The 16,724-nt window shown below is 53.3% G+C and carries 16 protein-coding genes; all 16 read right to left on the bottom strand.

What is annotated here, in order from left to right; translation table 11 throughout:
- Positions 1-103: 103 nt before the first annotated feature.
- A complete protein-coding gene (locus tag AC0YOB_RS24420) occupies positions 104-1,531 on the bottom strand; it encodes an MBL fold metallo-hydrolase (RefSeq protein ID WP_475794979.1) in 1,428 nt (475 codons plus the stop codon).
- 69 nt (positions 1,532-1,600) lie between these two features.
- On the bottom strand, positions 1,601-2,461 hold the full coding sequence (locus tag AC0YOB_RS24415) for an HAD family hydrolase (RefSeq protein ID WP_475794978.1): 861 nt from the start codon (positions 2,459-2,461) through the stop codon (positions 1,601-1,603).
- Between the two features lie 45 nt (positions 2,462-2,506).
- On the bottom strand, positions 2,507-3,400 hold the full coding sequence (locus AC0YOB_RS24410; protein WP_210040736.1) for a carbohydrate ABC transporter permease: 894 nt from the start codon (positions 3,398-3,400) through the stop codon (positions 2,507-2,509).
- 14 nt (positions 3,401-3,414) lie between these two features.
- Positions 3,415-4,491 carry a carbohydrate ABC transporter permease gene (locus AC0YOB_RS24405; RefSeq protein ID WP_475794977.1) on the bottom strand — a complete coding sequence of 359 codons (1,077 nt, stop codon included), beginning with the start codon at positions 4,489-4,491 and terminating at the stop codon, positions 3,415-3,417.
- Between the two features lie 272 nt (positions 4,492-4,763).
- The gene (locus AC0YOB_RS24400) at positions 4,764-6,206 is read right to left on the bottom strand and encodes a nicotinate phosphoribosyltransferase (protein WP_475794976.1); all 1,443 of its coding nucleotides are present in this window, start codon (positions 6,204-6,206) and stop codon (positions 4,764-4,766) included.
- A 199-nt stretch (positions 6,207-6,405) separates the two neighbouring features.
- On the bottom strand, positions 6,406-6,927 hold the full coding sequence (locus AC0YOB_RS24395) for a hypothetical protein (RefSeq protein WP_475794975.1): 522 nt from the start codon (positions 6,925-6,927) through the stop codon (positions 6,406-6,408).
- Between the two features lie 91 nt (positions 6,928-7,018).
- Positions 7,019-8,674 (bottom strand): nucleoside recognition domain-containing protein, encoded by a 1,656-nt coding sequence (locus AC0YOB_RS24390; RefSeq protein WP_475794974.1) that lies wholly within the window; start codon positions 8,672-8,674, stop codon positions 7,019-7,021.
- Positions 8,668-9,795, bottom strand: a complete 1,128-nt coding sequence (locus AC0YOB_RS24385) for an NAD(P)/FAD-dependent oxidoreductase (protein WP_475794973.1) — start codon at positions 9,793-9,795, stop codon at positions 8,668-8,670. The genes AC0YOB_RS24390 and AC0YOB_RS24385 overlap by 7 nt, the downstream gene beginning before the upstream one ends.
- Positions 9,796-10,006: 211 nt before the next feature.
- Entirely contained in the window at positions 10,007-10,474 is a 468-nt protein-coding gene (locus tag AC0YOB_RS24380; protein WP_475794972.1) for a DinB family protein, read from the bottom strand.
- Complete coding sequence (locus tag AC0YOB_RS24375; protein ID WP_475794971.1) at positions 10,471-11,505, bottom strand: DUF3500 domain-containing protein; 1,035 nt, start codon at positions 11,503-11,505, stop codon at positions 10,471-10,473. The genes AC0YOB_RS24380 and AC0YOB_RS24375 overlap by 4 nt, the downstream gene beginning before the upstream one ends.
- A 138-nt stretch (positions 11,506-11,643) precedes the next feature.
- Positions 11,644-11,817, bottom strand: a complete 174-nt coding sequence (locus tag AC0YOB_RS24370) for a DUF2197 domain-containing protein (RefSeq protein ID WP_475794970.1) — start codon at positions 11,815-11,817, stop codon at positions 11,644-11,646.
- A 105-nt stretch (positions 11,818-11,922) separates the two neighbouring features.
- Positions 11,923-12,468: a QcrA and Rieske domain-containing protein gene (locus AC0YOB_RS24365; RefSeq protein ID WP_475794969.1), complete on the bottom strand. Its 546-nt coding sequence runs from the start codon at positions 12,466-12,468 to the stop codon at positions 11,923-11,925.
- Complete coding sequence (locus tag AC0YOB_RS24360) at positions 12,461-13,351, bottom strand: alpha/beta hydrolase (protein ID WP_475794968.1); 891 nt, start codon at positions 13,349-13,351, stop codon at positions 12,461-12,463. Before AC0YOB_RS24360 ends, AC0YOB_RS24365 begins: the two co-directional genes overlap by 8 nt.
- 807 nt (positions 13,352-14,158) lie before the next feature.
- Entirely contained in the window at positions 14,159-14,359 is a 201-nt protein-coding gene (locus AC0YOB_RS24355; RefSeq protein ID WP_475794967.1) for a hypothetical protein, read from the bottom strand.
- Positions 14,360-14,449: 90 nt separating this feature from the next.
- Entirely contained in the window at positions 14,450-15,124 is a 675-nt protein-coding gene (locus AC0YOB_RS24350) for a CTP synthase C-terminal region-related (seleno)protein (protein ID WP_475794966.1), read from the bottom strand.
- Positions 15,125-15,242: 118 nt separating this feature from the next.
- A complete protein-coding gene (locus AC0YOB_RS24345) occupies positions 15,243-16,571 on the bottom strand; it encodes a voltage-gated chloride channel family protein (RefSeq protein ID WP_475794965.1) in 1,329 nt (442 codons plus the stop codon).
- Positions 16,572-16,724: the final 153 nt, after the last annotated feature.

Here is a 16,724-nt window from a genome sequence, read left to right as displayed (position 1 = left end):
ACTTCTGAAAAAATTCGATGGCTTCGAGCTTGCATAGCTGGAAATATCATGCCACCGCTGATTCGTTCGCCGGTACTCATTGTGCGGCAAGGATGCCTTCGTCTTAAATCGTTGTCAGACTGCTGCTTCCAATCAGCTCGGAAAGCTCGAAGCTCTCCCCTGGCGCCGGGTAATACTTGCGGACGCCGCTGCTGTTGAAGAGGGTCGGATGCATGCTATGCAGAGGCACGACCAGCTTAGGTGCGATCGCTGCTGTCAATTCGCTGATTTCCTGAGGTGCGGCATGGCCGCCAGTTGCGCAATAATGGTACCTTACGCCGAATTCGTTCAGCCATCTCAACAGCGTTTCGTCGGTTGGCGTAAGCGGATTGCCGTCGGCATGAACGTAGACAGAGCCTGAATGCACAGAACCGCTTATCTCCAGCTCCGCAATTAAAGGCGTATGCGGATAGGTCAGGTAGACCGCGTAATGAGATTTATCCGCTCCAATTTCCTGCAGCTCAATCGTCTCGTAGGGAAGCTCCGTTTCCATTGCCGGATGCGGCCCCTGTGACCAAAGCGGCGTACGGAGCAGCCGGATCACATCGCGGTCTGCTTCCAATGCGGGATGCCCCTCGAGTACCTGCAGCTTCCTTGCGGCTGTGTGCCAGAGAACTGCCGTGCTCTCATCCATGACAAGCTTGCGGCCGGCTTCCTGCGTCCTGATGATCAAATCGGCCACACGCTCTACGTTGCGGGCGAGAATATTGACGTAAACAAGGCCGTCTGTCTCCTGCATGGCACGGCGGCATTCAAGAGCGACCTCGACTTCAAGACGATCCTTGGGCTTGCGGAATAAAGTATCCTGGCGAAGCCGGGTGCCTTCCGTAATCAGCACGTCAATTCCCGTGCTCCGGCAGCGCTCGATGAAGCGGTCCAGCCGATGATGATTCCGGCCGTGGCGGCGCCAGTCGGCGGTGAAGGCGATGCGGTGCTCCGGACCATGAATAATGAAACCGGTCACTCCCGGCGAGTCGTGATCCACTTCAATGAATTCGATGCGGAAGGCGCCGAAGTCCACAACCTGGCCATCCTCGACGATGCGGATATCCGCACGGGTATCCGGATATTCGCCCGCCGCCACGACAGCCTCGTGCACGGCGTAAGCGTCGCGGTGCATCCATACCGGAAGGTTGGGGCGAAGCGACGGCAGCAGGGCCATATGATCCTGGTGAATATGGCTTACGAAGCCGTGCAGATAGTCAACATGCGGCATTTCCTCCTTGCCCCAGACCTGGAGCACTTCCGCTTCACCCAGATCCCCCAGGAGATCAGGATCGTACAGGTCAAGCACCGGAGGCGCCATCCTGGTCAGCAAAAAGCTGCGGATGCCGTAATCCGGCCGTACTCTCGTATCCCCGTTGAAGAAACCGCGAGCCATTCCCAGATCGAACACAATGCCGGTGTCTCCACAGCTGTACATAATGTGGACACCGCCGATTGTTGTCAGACCGCCGTAAAAGGTAAGACGCTCCTCTTGCCGCTTGCTCATTCTTCCAACACTCCTTTGATCACCCTTATTTTTATGTTTGTGCCCGGTTATGGGCGTGATGCTTTCGTTCTAGAAGCCGGAGATCGGCTCCGTGCTTTGCTTCGCCTGCTGCCTGACATGCTGCAGCTCAACCAGCATCGCTGCCAGTTCATCAAGCGTGTCCAGACGGACATCCCATTGCGCAGGCTCCGATGAGGGATAAGGAGACAAGAATACCGTTCTGCCGCCCAGCTTTTGTACCGGGTACAGATCATTCCAGGCATGATCGCCAATCGAGAGGATTTGATCCGCCTGCAGATTCTCCCTGTCCATCAGCTCCTGCATGTACCGTTCAAGACCATTCGGCTTGCCGGCGCCATACACGATTTCATTAAACAGCTTCAGACAATCGAGCGCCGCAATAAATTCACGTCCCGTATTCTCCGGCGAGTTCGTGAGCAATATCCGCGTCCGCACCCCGGTCAGATTCCCGATAGCGGCATACAGATCATGATGGCGTTCGAAGCTTGAGGCGCCCTGCAGCATTTCTTTGCGCACCTGCTGAAACGCCTGCTGGCGCTTCCCTTCGGCAACGCCGTATTTGGCGGCATAAATACTCACCAGACTCCAGGCATCTCCCGCATAGATGGAGGCAGTCCCCGTCTTCGCCGGAGTGACGCCCAGCTCCTCGCCCTGCCAATTCCGAAAGACCGATTTCGGGTCTGTTCCCCGCGTCCATGTATCGGAATCGGGATGGTACCAGTCCCCGATGCCGCTTCCATGCCGGCCCTCCAGCATGGAGGCCATATCGTCCAGAAAGACGCTCAAGCTTGCGCTGTGATCGCTGCCTTCAAACAACAGCTCCAAATAACGTTTGTAAAAGGTCCCATCCTGGTACAGCGTACCGTCCAGATCAAAAATCACGATCTCGATATTTTTCAGCCAGTCCATATTGTCCCTCCAGAGCAGTCTCTTGTTGTCTATTCCCGTAATGGGTCAACCCTTCAATCCCGTGGATGTAATGCCTTGGTGGAACCATCGCTGGGCAATGAGATACAGCACCACGATCGGCGCGATCGTAAACGTCGCTGCCGCCATCAAATGATGGTAGTTCGGGCCTTCCTCGCTGACAAAGTAGAGCAGGCCTACCTGCAGCGGTCTTAGCGATTCACTGGATGTAACCAGCAGCGGCCACAGCACGCCATTCCATTTGCCGATAAAGGCCAGCAGCGCTGTCGTAATAAGCGATGGCAGCACAAGCGGAAGCAGCACCGTCCACAGATAACGTCTGTTCGACATCCCGTCCACCTGCGCGGCCTCCCAGTATTCCTTTTGCACCGAGAGAAAGGCCTGCCTGAGCAAAAATATCGTGAAGGCTTCCGCCAGAAACGGCAGCATGATGCCCATATAGCTATCATAGAAGCCCTGTCCGCCGGAGCCTGCCCAATCATTGCCGCCTGCAAGCGGAATATGCCGCATCGTGACAAAGTTCGGAACCAGCGTCACATCGAACGGAATCAGCATCGTCACGACCACCAGCATAAAAATCAGGTTCTTGCCGCGAAAGTTGAAATGCGTGATGGCGAAGGCGATCGGCACGCAGACGAGGAGCTGCAGCGCCGTCCCAAGTCCGGCAATAATCACCGTGTTGATAAAGTAGCGCTGAAACGTCGATTCCGGCTTCATCCAGGCTTCTGGATAATTTTTGAAATTCCATACCTCAGGCAGCATAGTCGGCGGCAGCCGGTTAATTTCCTCCCCGGTCTTCAGCGAAGTCAGGATCATCCAGATAAAAGGAAACACTACACAGCATGCCAACAGCACTACACCGATCAGCACGATCGTCCACATCACCTTCGAGGAACGCCGTGCACCTACCATTCCGTACATTCGTCATTCCTCCATTAATGCATATAATGAACCTTCTTCTCTCCATAGCGCAGCTGCAGCCATGTCAGCCCCAGCAGCAGGATGAACAGCAGCATGGAGACTGCCGATGCGTAGCCAACCTGTCCGTACACATAGAAGCTTCGGAAGATGTACAAAGGCAGCGACATTGTCGAGCCAAGCGGACCTCCCTCGCCGCCCGAGAAGACATAGAATGCATTAAAGGATTCAAATGCCCCGATAACCGATACGATCGTAAGCAAAAACCAGGTCGGAGACAGCAGCGGCAGTGTAATATGGCGGATGACGTTCCAGGTGCGCGCGCCATCTATGCGGGCTGCTTCGGTCAGATCATGCGGAATCTGCGTCATGCCGGACAAGAACACTACAATCTGGAACCCGAGGCTGCTCCATATCGAGAACAGGATGACGACGCCAAGGGCCCAGGTCGGGCCTGCGAACGCCGTTGGAATCGATGCCGGCCAGCTGCCGCCAAGCATGTTCAGCAGCTTGACCAGGATCGGGTCAGGATCCGTGAGCCACTGCTGAGGCGTTCCGCCAAAAAAGTTGACGGCCGAATTGGCAAGCCCCACACTGGGATGGAAGATCCACTTGAACACAATTGCCGCAGCGACTTGAGAAGTAATATAAGGCAGAAAGAAAAGCACGCGCAGCAGTGTTTTTCCTTTGGTTATATGAAACAGCACATAGGAGATGAAGAACGACAGCAGCAGCGTCAGCGGAATCGTACCGATAGCGTAGAAGATGGTAACCATGAACGCTTGTCCGACTTCTCCCAGCTGCAAGCCCGACATGGGATCGTTCACGATGAGATCTTCTCTGAAGACGCGCATATAATTGTCGAAGCCCACGAACCGTTCCGGCACATAACCCCATTTCCATAAGCTGATCCACATGCCGAACACAAGGGGCCAATAGCGGAACAGCAGCAGCAGTACCAGTGCCGGCAGGGCATACATCAAGCCTGTCAGGGCTTCTTTTCTTTTCCGTCTCGAACGAGGCTTGACGAGCTTGCGTTCCTGAACCTGTTCGATAGGCTTGGCATCCAAAGCGGCAGCCTCTTTGAAAAGCACGGGGATTCTCCTCTCTTGGCAGCTTCCTGATTTATCTTACTCCGTTCATTCTAGAGAGAAAGTGTTCGATATGGATTAGAGGCACGTAAAGAGATTGTTGTGAAGTTTACCGTTGTTTACATAAACCAGCATGTTAAAATGTTAAAACGGTCATTTCAGCAGAATAAACGGTTAACTCCGAGGTGAAATCGGTTATTTCACGTTATCCGTCCGATAAGCTTGCAAAAAAACCCGAGGCGGGCTTGCCTCGGGTTGATCGCATTTATATTCGTTTATCCTTGATGCTTCCGGATCAATTCCATCTTCAGCTCCCAGGCCTCCCGGCTGAGATTAACCCGGAACATCTCGGGGTTGAGCTTCCGCAAATACTCCGGCCAGAATAACTGGAGCTGCTCTTCGTGATACGTTCGGATATCCTCCAGCTTGGGCAGCGGATACGCAAGAGCGCCATCCAGAAATATCGGATGCAGCAGCGGCACACTTTCATAATCCTTTACCGTCCGGCTTCTATAGGAATGTACGGGGTCAATCAGGTCCAGCGGCTGTCCCTGCAAGACATCCTGCTCGTGGCGCAAAGCGATGTAATCAGCCTCGGCTTTCCCTGTTGCCTTGCTGATAATCCGGTAGATTTCCTTCACTCCGGGATTAGACACTTTATCCGGATTCCCCGATATTTTAATAACCGGCTCGTATTCCCCGTTCTTCTCTCTTGCGACCAGCTTGTATACACCGCCCAATGACGGCTGGTCAGCCGCAGTGATTAACTGGGTCCCAACGCCAAAAACATCTATTTTTGACCCCTGCGCCTTCAGATTCAGGATGATGTTTTCATCAAGATCCCCTGACGCGATGATTTTGACATAAGACAGCCCAGCGTCGTCAAGCATCTCTCTCGATTGTTTGGAAATATAGGCCAGATCTCCGCTGTCGATGCGGATGGATTGGATTTTTTTGCCTATTTGCTCCAGGTGCCTGGCTGTTTTTATGGCATTGGGGACGCCGCTTTTCAACGAATCGTAGGTATCCACGAGCAAAGAAACCTGATCGGGAATCGCTTCGGCAAATTTGCGGAATGACTCTTCCTCTGTATCATGATCCTGTATCCAGGAGTGGGCATGTGTGCCTTTTGTTGGAATGCCGAACAATTTGCCTGCACGCAGGTTGGAGGTGGCATGGAACCCGGCAATATAAGCCGCCCGCGCCCCCCATATGGCCGCATCCGCTTCCTGGGCCCGCCTGGTGCCAAATTCAAGCAACGTTTCAGTTGGAGCCACTTGTTTTATCCGGGAGGCTTTGGTGGCGATCAAGGTTTGATAATTCATGAAGTTAAGCAGCGCCGTCTCCAGCAGATGCGCTTCAAAGACTCTCGCTTCGACACGAATCAAGGGTTCATTCGGAAAGACAAGGGTCCCTTCCGCTGCGGCATGGATATGTCCGGTAAATTTGAAACGCCGCAGCTCCTCGAGAAATCCATCCTGATACTGCTCCTCCTGCTGCTGCAGATACATGATGTCCTCTTCGTCGAACGCTAAATTTTGAATGTAATGAATGATTCGTTCCAGTCCGGCAAAAACCGCATACCCGTTCCCAAAGGGCAATTTGCGGAAGTACGCCTCGAAAACCGCCCTATTGTTCAAGGATCCATGCACCCAATGGGCATACATCATATTGATTTGATATTTATCCGTATGTAAGGTCAAATTCTCATAGTCCAAGCCAATCACTCCCTAACTCCACTATTGTCAACGCAGCCTGCATAAATACATCCCTTAAACAACTACCCGAGGGGCGCGAATTCAAACCATGGATTTCCAAGGTCAGCTGTCCCGATGTAGATATAACAAAACACTTCTCCTCTCAGCTTGGGGGCCAAACGCGGACCTTAAGCTGGATAAAGAAGTGTTTGGACTTCATCTATGACGAGCGTTCAGAGCTGACCTGCCGGTTCACAGTCACCGCCTGACGCTGGCTTTCAAGGAATTGCTCCGCGCAGCGCCCGATCAGCATGCAGAAGCTTCGATTATGTCCGATGAAGAAGGACGAGAGATCGTAACGGCCCCGCGAAGGCTCATGGATAACCAGCAGCCGGTGGCGCATATAGGCCATGGCAAATTGGATGAATTGCTCCGTTTGCTCCGATTCATGAAAGGTAATATAAGCATACAGCGAATGATCCTCCGGTTCATCCAGCATGCTTACGCCCGCGCAGGAAAACTCGGTGCTGATATTCATTTGCTGAAACAGCAGCAATGCCCGGTGCAGCTCCACATCGACTTCAATGCCGTCAAGCAGGGCGGTTTTCTTCGGATGGCGGGCAGGAGGCTTCACAAGCTCCACCCACTCGGCTATTTCTCTTCTTCTGCGTCCCCATCGTTCTCTGGACTGGCCGCTTAAAATAATCTCTTCGTTCCCGCTGTCTGTCTGATTGGCTGCCAATATCTTCATTCCCCCTAGCCATAAGAAGCGGAAGATGCCGCTGCTTTCATTGTACATCCCTGCCGGATAAAAAGAAATTGCAGCTGCTCGATTATCCTATCACCAAAACCATGATCATAGAAGCCGACACCACGGAAGTGACGGCCTGCTTGCCGGCCATTGATCCGGCGAACCGCCAGCCAAGCTCCTGGCGCACCGTCCACAGCGTCACCAGACAAGCCGTCAGCGTCGAAGCCAGATAGACAAGCACAAGCAGCTGCCCTGCGCTTAGCGTCTGCAGAAAGGCGCCATTATCCTGATTGAGCGTCAAGAGCCCATCCTTGCGCAAAATGGAGAAAATAATCCCTCCGGCAGCTTCCTCCGGCAGGTGAAACCATCCAAGCAGTGGAGCCGCCAGCCTCGCCAGGCGGTCCATAATCCCAAGCTGCTCCAGCAGCGTGGCAGCCAGGCAGATTCCGATAAAAATGGGCATCGCCTGCATCAGAAATTGCTTGATCACCGAACGGACGCGCCAGCCTACCGCGCGCAGCGAAGGGGGCTGCAGGAAGGTTTTCGTTTCATAAAGCGGCCTGTGCAGCTCTTGGCCTTTGCCCCTATTCCAGATCCGGGTGTGCAGCGCTCCAATCACAAACAGCATCGCCAAATAGGGAACAAACAGCCACGGATGACCGCCTGAGCCAAATACAGACAGGGAAGCTCCAATCTGATAGCTGCAGGCCGAACCGAAGGCAATCAGGGATACACAGGATTTCCGCGAGCATGCGCTGCAGGCTCTGCTCTGAAATACAGCCACCACATTGCAGCCAAACCCGGAGAGAACAGGAATCAGGTCCCGTCCGCTGAGCCCGATAACACGCAGCCATCCATCCAGTGCATCGGTTATCCGATCCTTCAAGCCGCTCTCTTCAGCGACAGCAACGCTTATCCCGAGCAGCAGCACCACGGGAAAAGCCCACAGGAACGAATACAATCCCAATGAAATCATGCCGTAATCGCCAATCAGCAGGGATTGGATGAAGGCCGGACTTGCATTCAGAACAGAGCGGAGCGGATCAATCACATGCCGGTCGGCGATTGGCTGCAGCCATTGGGAACCCAGATAAGCAAGCAGAACAGGCATGGCAAAGAGCAGCAGCGTTGTAAGAAGAGCAAGCGGCCTTCCCAGCAGCGGATGCTCAAACCAGGTGTGCTGCGGCGTTATCACCGGCAGCCGGGGTGCAGGATGCAGTACGGCCTTTTTGCGGACAGGCTTCGCGGTATCGATATATTCCAGCAGCTGCTTTCGTTTCACGACGGTCAGGCTGCGGGAATCGACGCTTAGTACAGCGATGCCGAGCCAGTCCTTGTAGTGCAAAACAAGCTTATGCAGCTCATCGGACGCTTTATCCTCAAAGGTCAGAACCAACAGGGTTCGTTTGTCCTTCAGCATCAGGCTGTCCAGCAATAGAGGCAGCTCGACCTGGGCATGGGTGCCGCGGACAACCAGAACTACAGCATCCGCGCCCCGAATTTCACCAAGCGCCAGCCGGGTGGTGACACTGTCATCCTTCAGCCGGATTCCGGGCAAATCGACCAGATCCAGATCATCCGCAAGCCTGGCCCGCCGGCTGCTCACGGTCGAGCCGCGAAAGTTGGACTCCTCGCCCGTATCCATGCCGGACAAGCCGCGAAACAGCGCCGATTTCCCGGAGGATTCGAAGCCAACCAGAACCGCGCTGCGCCCCTGCTCCTTCACATGCCTCAACACTGGCAATCCTCGCCGCAGCAGGACAAGTCCTCCAGCAGGAGACCCGCTCTGCGGTATTCCTCCAATGGAGCCTTGGAGAGTCCAAGCCCCTCGGCTATAGCTCCAGCGACAACGGCGAAGCGCTGGCGGAATTTATATATGAAACAGAACAGGAGCTCGCCGTGCACGACACCAGGGCCGGACAGAAATAATCCGGGAGTTTGTGTCGATTCATCATATTGGTTAAGCAGCGCATGGCCTTTACCATCCATTTCGAACAAGGATTTCACAAGGCCCAGACTGCTCTTGAAGCCCGTCGCAAGAATGGGGGGATGCGCGGTTTTGACAAAACGCTCCGTTCCTGCTGCATCCTCGCAGTAAATCAGAAACCCGCCATCCTCGGATTCCGCCACCCAATGAACGCTGTGGCCGCCCAATAATTCTACCTGATCCCCGTTCTGAAGCCCGTTCAAACGGTCCTTGGTGTAGGGAGACAGCTCCACGCTGGGGTCGCTGCTTCCCCGCTCGCTGAACCGGTCATTGCGGTCAATCAGTGTAACCTTCCTGCCAAGCCGCCCCAGTTGAATCAGCGCATCCGCTCCGCTCTCATATCCGCCAATGATTACGAACTCCTCTCCCTCAAGGCCGCTCCACTCGCTGATCAGGCTGCTGTGATAGCAATGCTCGGCCCCTTCGAATCCATCCAATCGGGGATACTGGAATTCGCCTGCCGCCCAGACGACATAACGGCTGAACAATGGACCTTGGGTCGTTTCCAGTACAAAGCCGTCCTCCACCGGTGAAACAGCCGTCACATCGATACCGGTCCGGATCGGAAGCTCTCTGAAGTCCGCCACCGCCTGCAGGTAATCCGCATAATCCTCTCCGGACGGATGCTCGGTTTCCAGCGTATAGGCAGGCGATGTCTTAAGCGCCACCGCGTTGAGGTCCAGCATGCCGTAAGCATTGCCGGTGAACGACGGAGTAATCATGCGCATCTCCTTCGGCCACATCAGGAAGGAGGCGCCCACCTCGCTTCTTTCCAATATGCCAAAACGCTTCACGCCCAAGTCCTTTAATACACAGCCCATTCCAATACCTGCTGCACCCGCCCCAATTATAAGGCAATCGAATTGTTCCATTGATTTAGCACCTCTTTTGAATGACCTTCTTGATCATTTGTTTTATATAGTAATTTTTACGATAAAAGGCGATAAAAAAGAGCCGTCAGGCTTCAGCCACGCATTTATAGGGAGCAGCGCTTAGGCTATATCTCATATAGGCATCTGAATATCCCTCTAATATGTAATTATTACGATTATAAAGCGAAAATCAATAACAGTCAATTCCTGATTAAATCGAGGTTGACCGGTATTGATCCCTGCGGAACCATTTTGCGAGATATAGAATCTGCCCCATATGCTCGGAATAATGGGCAGCGCATTGATGCAGCATGTCCAGGTGAGTCCGCTCTTTATTTCGGACAATTTGTGTTTCCAGCCACTGTTCGGGCCTCATTCCGTGCAATGTCTGGAGGACCAGATTCATATCGTCTTCAATAAGCCGCTTTAATTCGTCGCATGCCGTGAATACGGGGATCCATTGGATCCCCCGCTCGTATTCCCGCTGCAAAATACCTTTGGCGATGCGCTCCTGAACATTGCTGTGAATATGTTGGATGAGTGCCGAAATACTGTGGCTGGCCGGATCAGGCGAGGCATTCACCTCTTCGTCGGTTAGTTGGTCCAGCGCTTTCACGGTGCGCTGCCTGATTTCCCCGAATTTCCCGATCAGCCAGCTTCTATTGAATCCCTCATTCATTTGATATGCTCCGAATGCCCATTCTTTTGCAGACCGAAGCAAGCGCCATAGTCGGCTGCCTTATCCCGCCAAATCGTATGGATCTGAACCTTGTCCCGGTATGCGGCGCCTTGCAGTCCAGCCAGTTCAATCCATGCCCGCGGTCCGTCTATCCGGATATACGATTTGCTGTTCATGACATCGGATGAGCCATTCCACCCGATATAGGTTTGATTAATTGCCTCTTCCGACAAGTAGGCTTCCAGCAGCTCCTTGGCGGTATCTGCGTGTGCCGCCATGACCCAGGATGCTATGGCATGACCGAACAGGTCCCTCTGTTCCTGAGAAAGCGCCGAAGCGGCTAATCCCTGCGGTGTTTCGGGAAAATCCCGGTCTTTGCCCGGACCGAGAATAATGTCTCCTATTTCTCCTTCAATTGCCGCGGCTGCAAGCTCCGTTGCCCTTAATGAATTCAGGAATGCGGCGAGCGCGCCGATCCGTCCGGCCATGGCTTCCACCTCCGCTGCATCCGCCTTGAAGGACTGCGGCTCCACACCGACGAACATGGGGGTTGCGCTGGTTTGTTTCCCGTTGAAGACAAGATTAACGGCCAGATGATGACCGGTGATCTGCAGCATCCATGGAGCGTTTGCCGACGGTTTGCCATAAATCGCGATGTAATAGAGCTCGCTGCCCCACTGCATGCCCCCCGCATCCTGCCGCAAATACTCATCGGCCCTGATGATCTCCGTCATTGTTTTATAACCTTCGGCGCTGAGCGCTGCTTCTGCGAGCGCATGGGCCGCCTTGAGACTTTTCCCCTCTAAATCACCCAGCCTCAGCCCATGACGGGCGGCATCTCTGATTGGGAGGTTCGACCATACCGCTGTGCCGGCTTCGTTGAAATCATATTGAAGGGCTTCTAGTTCTTCGGCTGATAATGCAGCCATAAATTCCTCAGCCAAGGCTTCAACAGATTGTGTGGTCGCCCTGACTGCGCCGCCTTGTTCCCCGTGTGACGAATAAGCCTGTATATTTTTATCTGGTAGCATGTTTATTTTCTCCCCTCAATGGTCCATTCACATTGGATACACTTGATTGCCGGATATTCTTCTCCGAGGCCTATGAATCTCTTAATCTGAATGAGCACGGTTACAACAGTCCGTAATGGTCGGACTGCTCGACACCTGTCAAAGAAGCCGTCTGCCAAAATTCAGTCTCGCCTCAAGCTCGACCTTCCATTTGCACTCTTCGCAGCAATGCATGCCCTTCCTGTTTTGCTTCACCTGCTTGAATAATTTTGTTCCTGCCATCGCTATGAATTTTTTCTTGCACAGATAACATTGGACTTCATAATCCGCCATGTTTACCAGACTCCTTTTTTTGAAAAGTGAGCGGCTTCTGCCTTCGTGATTCTCTTATGGTCCGGAACCACTATATTATCCATGATATCACAACCGGTCATGTGATCATGAAGAAATGCTTCCTTTTATCGGTGCCAAAATATCGATATACACTTTACCGTCCGCGACAAGCGCCTCATACGAATCCAATCCCTGCGAAACCACGCCCACTGCGTTACCTTTGTCATCGAATTCGGCGCCATGACAAGGGCACTGGAAGAACAAATTTTTGGAGCCGCCGCGCTTCTCCACCGGGACCGGATCAATCTTACAGCCCAGATGCGTACATACAGGCGACAGAATAAGCAGCCCGCCTTTCGCATCAACCGAGACGTAAACAAAGCTTTTGACGGGCTTGGTCACCCAGGCGTTATGGATCGTTGCCTCATAATCGATCTTATTCATGCCCTGAAGGGCCGTTAACTGTCCAAGATCACCGAGTTCAGCCATATGGCTTGGAATCTCCTGGGAGGCAGGCACTCTATGCTTGAGTGCTCCATAATAAAATAACCCGGTGCTTCCTGCCACCAATCCCGTTATTCCTAACGCTAGTTTGCCGGATGTGCTGAGGAAAGCCCTTCTGCTGATCTTCTGTGGAAGCCGTTCATTCATAATCGTTCGCCTCCCTGAAATAGGTTAACTGGATCTCATCAAGAAAACGGTGTCTGACCAGAAAATCATCGATCCGCCCCAGCGCCTGCAGGACCTCAACCTCCGCTGCCGTATAATCGAACAGGATAAAAGCGTGCTTCAATTCTGCGTACAAGACCAGCTCCGCTTCATTGCCGGCAGCCGTGTAAGCTTCATAGAAGCGCACCGCATCCTCGGGTATAACGACCTCATCTTCTAATCCATGCATAATCAGCATCGGCGGTTGACCGGCTGCCACATTGTACAGGGGGGACATCGCTTGCGCATGTTTATGCCGTTCCATCCAATTCACCACAGGCTGCCCGCTCTCACGCTGCGGGATCATCATCTTCCATTTGCCAGTGAAATCAACGATTCCGTTGCAGGTAACCACCAAATCGGCTTTCGCCGAAGTTGCCAGATCCTCTCCAGGCTCATCGCAGCCTGCCAGCGTCGCCATACTCGCGGCCAGATGCCCTCCTGCCGAGTCGCCGGCCACGGCGATCCGGTCTGGATGAATACCAAATTGCAGCGCATGTCCGCGAATATAACGAATAGCGGATTTGCAGTCGGAGATGCATTCCTCCACGCTGCGGGCAGCGCCGTCTTTTGGCAGCTCGCCTTCCTGCGGGAGTAGCCTGTATTGCACGCTGAAGTTCACAGCACCGCGTCCGGCAAACATCCGGCAATGCCGCCCGAAACGTTCAGGCTCTCCGCTTCTCCAGCCGCCGCCGTGAATCCACACGATTGCGGTCCGTTTGTCATCCGCGCTCCAGCTCTCGGGCTTGAACAGAAGGAGCCGAAGCTCATATCCCAAACCGCGCTTATAAATGATTGTATCCTTCTTCAGCTCTCTGTCCGGCATAATCGTCCCCCTTCGTCGTAAGCAGAATAATAATTACTCCTATTTTACCAGATACATGCAGGAAGCACCGGCTATCGCCGATTTCTGAGGACTGAAGCTTTCTTTATTCCTCCGTTCATTCATGGCTGCTGCTCCCCATCAGGATCATGCTAGAGTTCACGGATACATTCATTCGGTCTCACCTTCTAAAGTATATTGAGTATTCCTCCAGCTAAACCCCATCTTATTTATTTCATCTCTAAAAATGCGGCCCAGTCCCCGCTGCTTCATTCAATTGTTCGGTGAAAGGCTGAGCGCCGATTGGTAGCTCCAGCACGGAAAAACCTCCTTCCACACTTCGCAAGCCCGATAATCGCCCCTATAATAAGGAAAAACCTTGCAGCAGCTCTGCTTTGGCGCTTTCATTGCACGATCGGTAGCTGCAGCAAGGAAAAACCTTCTTCCACACTTCGCAGGCCCGATAATCGCCCTATAAAAAGGAAAAACCATGCTGCAGCACTGTCCCCACCACTAGCATTAATACAGGCTGTTGCGCCAAGGCCTGGTTACACTTTGAAAAGTACAACTATCAATAAAAGCATACGACAGTTTTCTTCGGCTCCCAGTGATACCAAGAGGCAGCAGCGGCTCTCCCCGTATCGGTCGGCGCACCGGTGAAGACATTCGTCATGAAGGAGTCGTTCTTCTTGTATTGTCTCAAGCTAAGCCCTGCGGCGAAGATGTATTACGACAACATTCTGAAGTTAAGGTGGAATTCGACGACCTTCCGGAGGACTGCGCGGCGACTCCGGTGCCGAGGCTTATCCTTCAGCCAGTCCTTGAGTTGACCCCCTTGACCCCAAGCTGCGCTTCCAGCTCCCGGGAATCAATATTGTTGTTGAAATCTTCGCCGGCGGCGAATTTGACACCGCTGTTCGTCATCCGGATCAAAAATCGGCAAATGATCAAAGGTTCCGGGTTCCCGCCGTCCGGCCATCCCCTGGAAACGCTGGAAGATGGAAATTCCATGGCGGTCTGATCATAATGGAGGATTTACTGTGACACAGGAGAGAGCTTGCTTCACGCGAAGTGGAATGAGGAGTTATACGGTACCTTATCTTAACGGGATGCGTGCTCCAGGAATGCATCAACAAGGCAATGGGGTGAAACGGGTGTTGAACGAAGCTGGGGAACAAATAAGGTGCCGATATAGAACGGATGCTCCGGCATTTCAATCACACGCGGCTCTCCGCTGCTATCTGATCCGGTTATGAGGAGACCGGCGTTCACAAGTTCCGTTATGTAGGCGGCATTCAAGCCATAGCTGCATCTGAACGGCTCTGTCACCTCTTCCGTATGGTAGATGTCATAGACGCGGGAAGTCTTCATGATGATTACTTTCCCGTCTTGGCCGGCGAGAGAGCAGCTGAGCCTGCTTATGATCAGATTCCTGGCGGCAGGATTCTGCTCTTCATGACCGATATCCTCGATCTGTAAAACATTTCTCGCAAATTCCATCACCATATATTGAAAACCGCCGCATGTTCCAAGAACCGGAACCTGATTCTGCCGCGCATATTGAATCACCTGCAGCACGCCATCCAAGGATTCAGGAACGCCGGGAGCAATCCAATAGCCGTTATAATCGTACATCCGATCCTTGATGCCGGTTGACGGGATCCAGTCGATCCTGGCGCTTATTCCTGCCCATTCGGAGGAATGGACAAGCGCTTCCTGCGCAGCCTGCTGTGAGGGATATGCCGGGTTGAAGTCCCCCACGATACCGATTTTCATTGGAATTCCCTCCTTTATATTGAAACAGCATTTCAAATCATGATTATTATACCAACGAATTAAAATACTGGTAATGGTCCCGCTTCATTTCGGATGCGTTGCCTGGTTTAGGCGCTGACTACTTCACCCTGCCGCGGTAAGCAGCGAGCGTTGCATCAGGGTCGGATCCCCTCATTCCAATCTTGCCTGCACCAATCCGCTGCGACGTGTAGATCCCGGAATGGCCGGAGAACAGGTAACCGACAATAGAAGCCATGAAGATATAGATCATCGCATCGGAGCCAAATAATTCAATGCCGAGAATAAAACAGGCGATGGGTGTATTCGTCGCGCCGCTGAACACGGCAACAAGCCCCAGACCCGCCATGAATGGCAGGCTGATATGCAGCAGGCTTCCAAGGGCATTGCCAAGTGCGGCGCCAATAACGAAGAGCGGCGTCACCTCGCCTCCCTGGAATCCGGCACCGAGCGTAAGCGATGTAAACAAGGTCTTCCATAGAAAAGCCAGTGAGTGTACAGGCTCCGTAAATGACTGTACGAGCAGCGGTATGCCAAGGCCCAAATAATCGCGGGTACCCGCAGCATAGACAAGCGCGATAATGATCAGTCCGCCGATGAAGCTTTTCAGCGCCGCATGAGGAAACAGCCGCGTGAACAACCGTTTGCAGGCATGCGTAAGCTCGCTGAACAGCAGGCTGGTCAGCCCAAATAAAACAGAAGCGGCTAGTACCTTTACAATAACGAGCCAGCCGATGCCCGGTACGCCGCTCATTGCGTATTGAACATGATGAATGCCCCATGCCTTGGTGACAAGATCGCCGACGAAGCTTGCCGTAAAGCAGGGCAGCAGCGCTTCGTACCGCAGCATCCCGATGACCGCCACCTCCATGCCAAATACCGCCCCGGCAAGCGGTGTCCCGAAGACGGAACCGAACCCTCCGCTGATTCCGCACATCAGCAGTATGGCGCGATCCGTCCGGTTAACCTTAAGCCTCTTCCCCAGCCATTCCGCCATGCTTCCGCCCATTTGCACGGCCGTTCCTTCGCGTCCCGCCGAACCGCCCAGCAAATGCGTAATGACGGTGCCGGCAAGAACGAGCGGCGCCATGCGAAGCGGAATCCTCTCCTGACCGTTGTTGACCTGCTCCAGGATCAGATTGTTCCCCTTGGCAGAGCTGCCGCCAAGACGAAGATAAGCATAGCTCACCAGCGCCCCGCCAAACGGCAGCAGAAACAGCAGCCAGGGCTGACTGATTCTCTCTTCTGTGGCATAGTCCAGCGCAGCCAGAAATAATGCGGAGGCCGATCCAGTCAAAATTCCGATTAACGCGCCGTATAAGACCCATTTCATAAAGCTTCCCGTGAGCACATAATGCTGCAAGGGCCGGATACGCCCTGCATACCGCTTATAGATAGAGGATTTGCCGCCTGCTGAACCGTCTTGCATTACATGAACCTCCTGTTGCTGCGCCGCCAGAGGACGGCGTCAGCCGTATCTTCTTGAAATATAAGAAATATTAAATCCCTCATAACTTTGCTTATATTTCTAAGGGAAGATACTTGCTGCGCCGCCAGAGGACGGCGTCGGCCGTATCTTCTT

It is taken from the genome of Paenibacillus sp. JT31N17 (assembly GCF_056269255.1).
Note: the sequence above shows the minus strand (reverse complement) of the source record. Positions and strands in the feature narration are given on the sequence as shown.

What these genes read in the sequence shown, in the direction of transcription:
- AC0YOB_RS24365 (WP_475794969.1), bottom strand. Translation starts at nt 12,468, where the DNA reads ATGAATGAACGGCTTCCACAGAAGATCAGCAGAAGGGCTTTCCTCAGC.
- AC0YOB_RS24375 (WP_475794971.1), bottom strand. Translation starts at nt 11,505, where the DNA reads ATGCTACCAGATAAAAATATACAGGCTTATTCGTCACACGGGGAACAA.
- AC0YOB_RS24360 (WP_475794968.1), bottom strand. Translation starts at nt 13,351, where the DNA reads ATGCCGGACAGAGAGCTGAAGAAGGATACAATCATTTATAAGCGCGGT.
- AC0YOB_RS24385 (WP_475794973.1), bottom strand. Translation starts at nt 9,795, where the DNA reads ATGGAACAATTCGATTGCCTTATAATTGGGGCGGGTGCAGCAGGTATT.
- AC0YOB_RS24345 (WP_475794965.1), bottom strand. Translation starts at nt 16,571, where the DNA reads ATGCAAGACGGTTCAGCAGGCGGCAAATCCTCTATCTATAAGCGGTAT.
- AC0YOB_RS24415 (WP_475794978.1), bottom strand. Translation starts at nt 2,461, where the DNA reads ATGGACTGGCTGAAAAATATCGAGATCGTGATTTTTGATCTGGACGGT.
- AC0YOB_RS24370 (WP_475794970.1), bottom strand. Translation starts at nt 11,817, where the DNA reads ATGGCGGATTATGAAGTCCAATGTTATCTGTGCAAGAAAAAATTCATA.
- AC0YOB_RS24410 (WP_210040736.1), bottom strand. Translation starts at nt 3,400, where the DNA reads ATGTACGGAATGGTAGGTGCACGGCGTTCCTCGAAGGTGATGTGGACG.
- AC0YOB_RS24380 (WP_475794972.1), bottom strand. Translation starts at nt 10,474, where the DNA reads ATGAATGAGGGATTCAATAGAAGCTGGCTGATCGGGAAATTCGGGGAA.
- AC0YOB_RS24350 (WP_475794966.1), bottom strand. Translation starts at nt 15,124, where the DNA reads ATGAAAATCGGTATCGTGGGGGACTTCAACCCGGCATATCCCTCACAG.
- AC0YOB_RS24420 (WP_475794979.1), bottom strand. Translation starts at nt 1,531, where the DNA reads ATGAGCAAGCGGCAAGAGGAGCGTCTTACCTTTTACGGCGGTCTGACA.
- AC0YOB_RS24355 (WP_475794967.1), bottom strand. Translation starts at nt 14,359, where the DNA reads ATGGAATTTCCATCTTCCAGCGTTTCCAGGGGATGGCCGGACGGCGGG.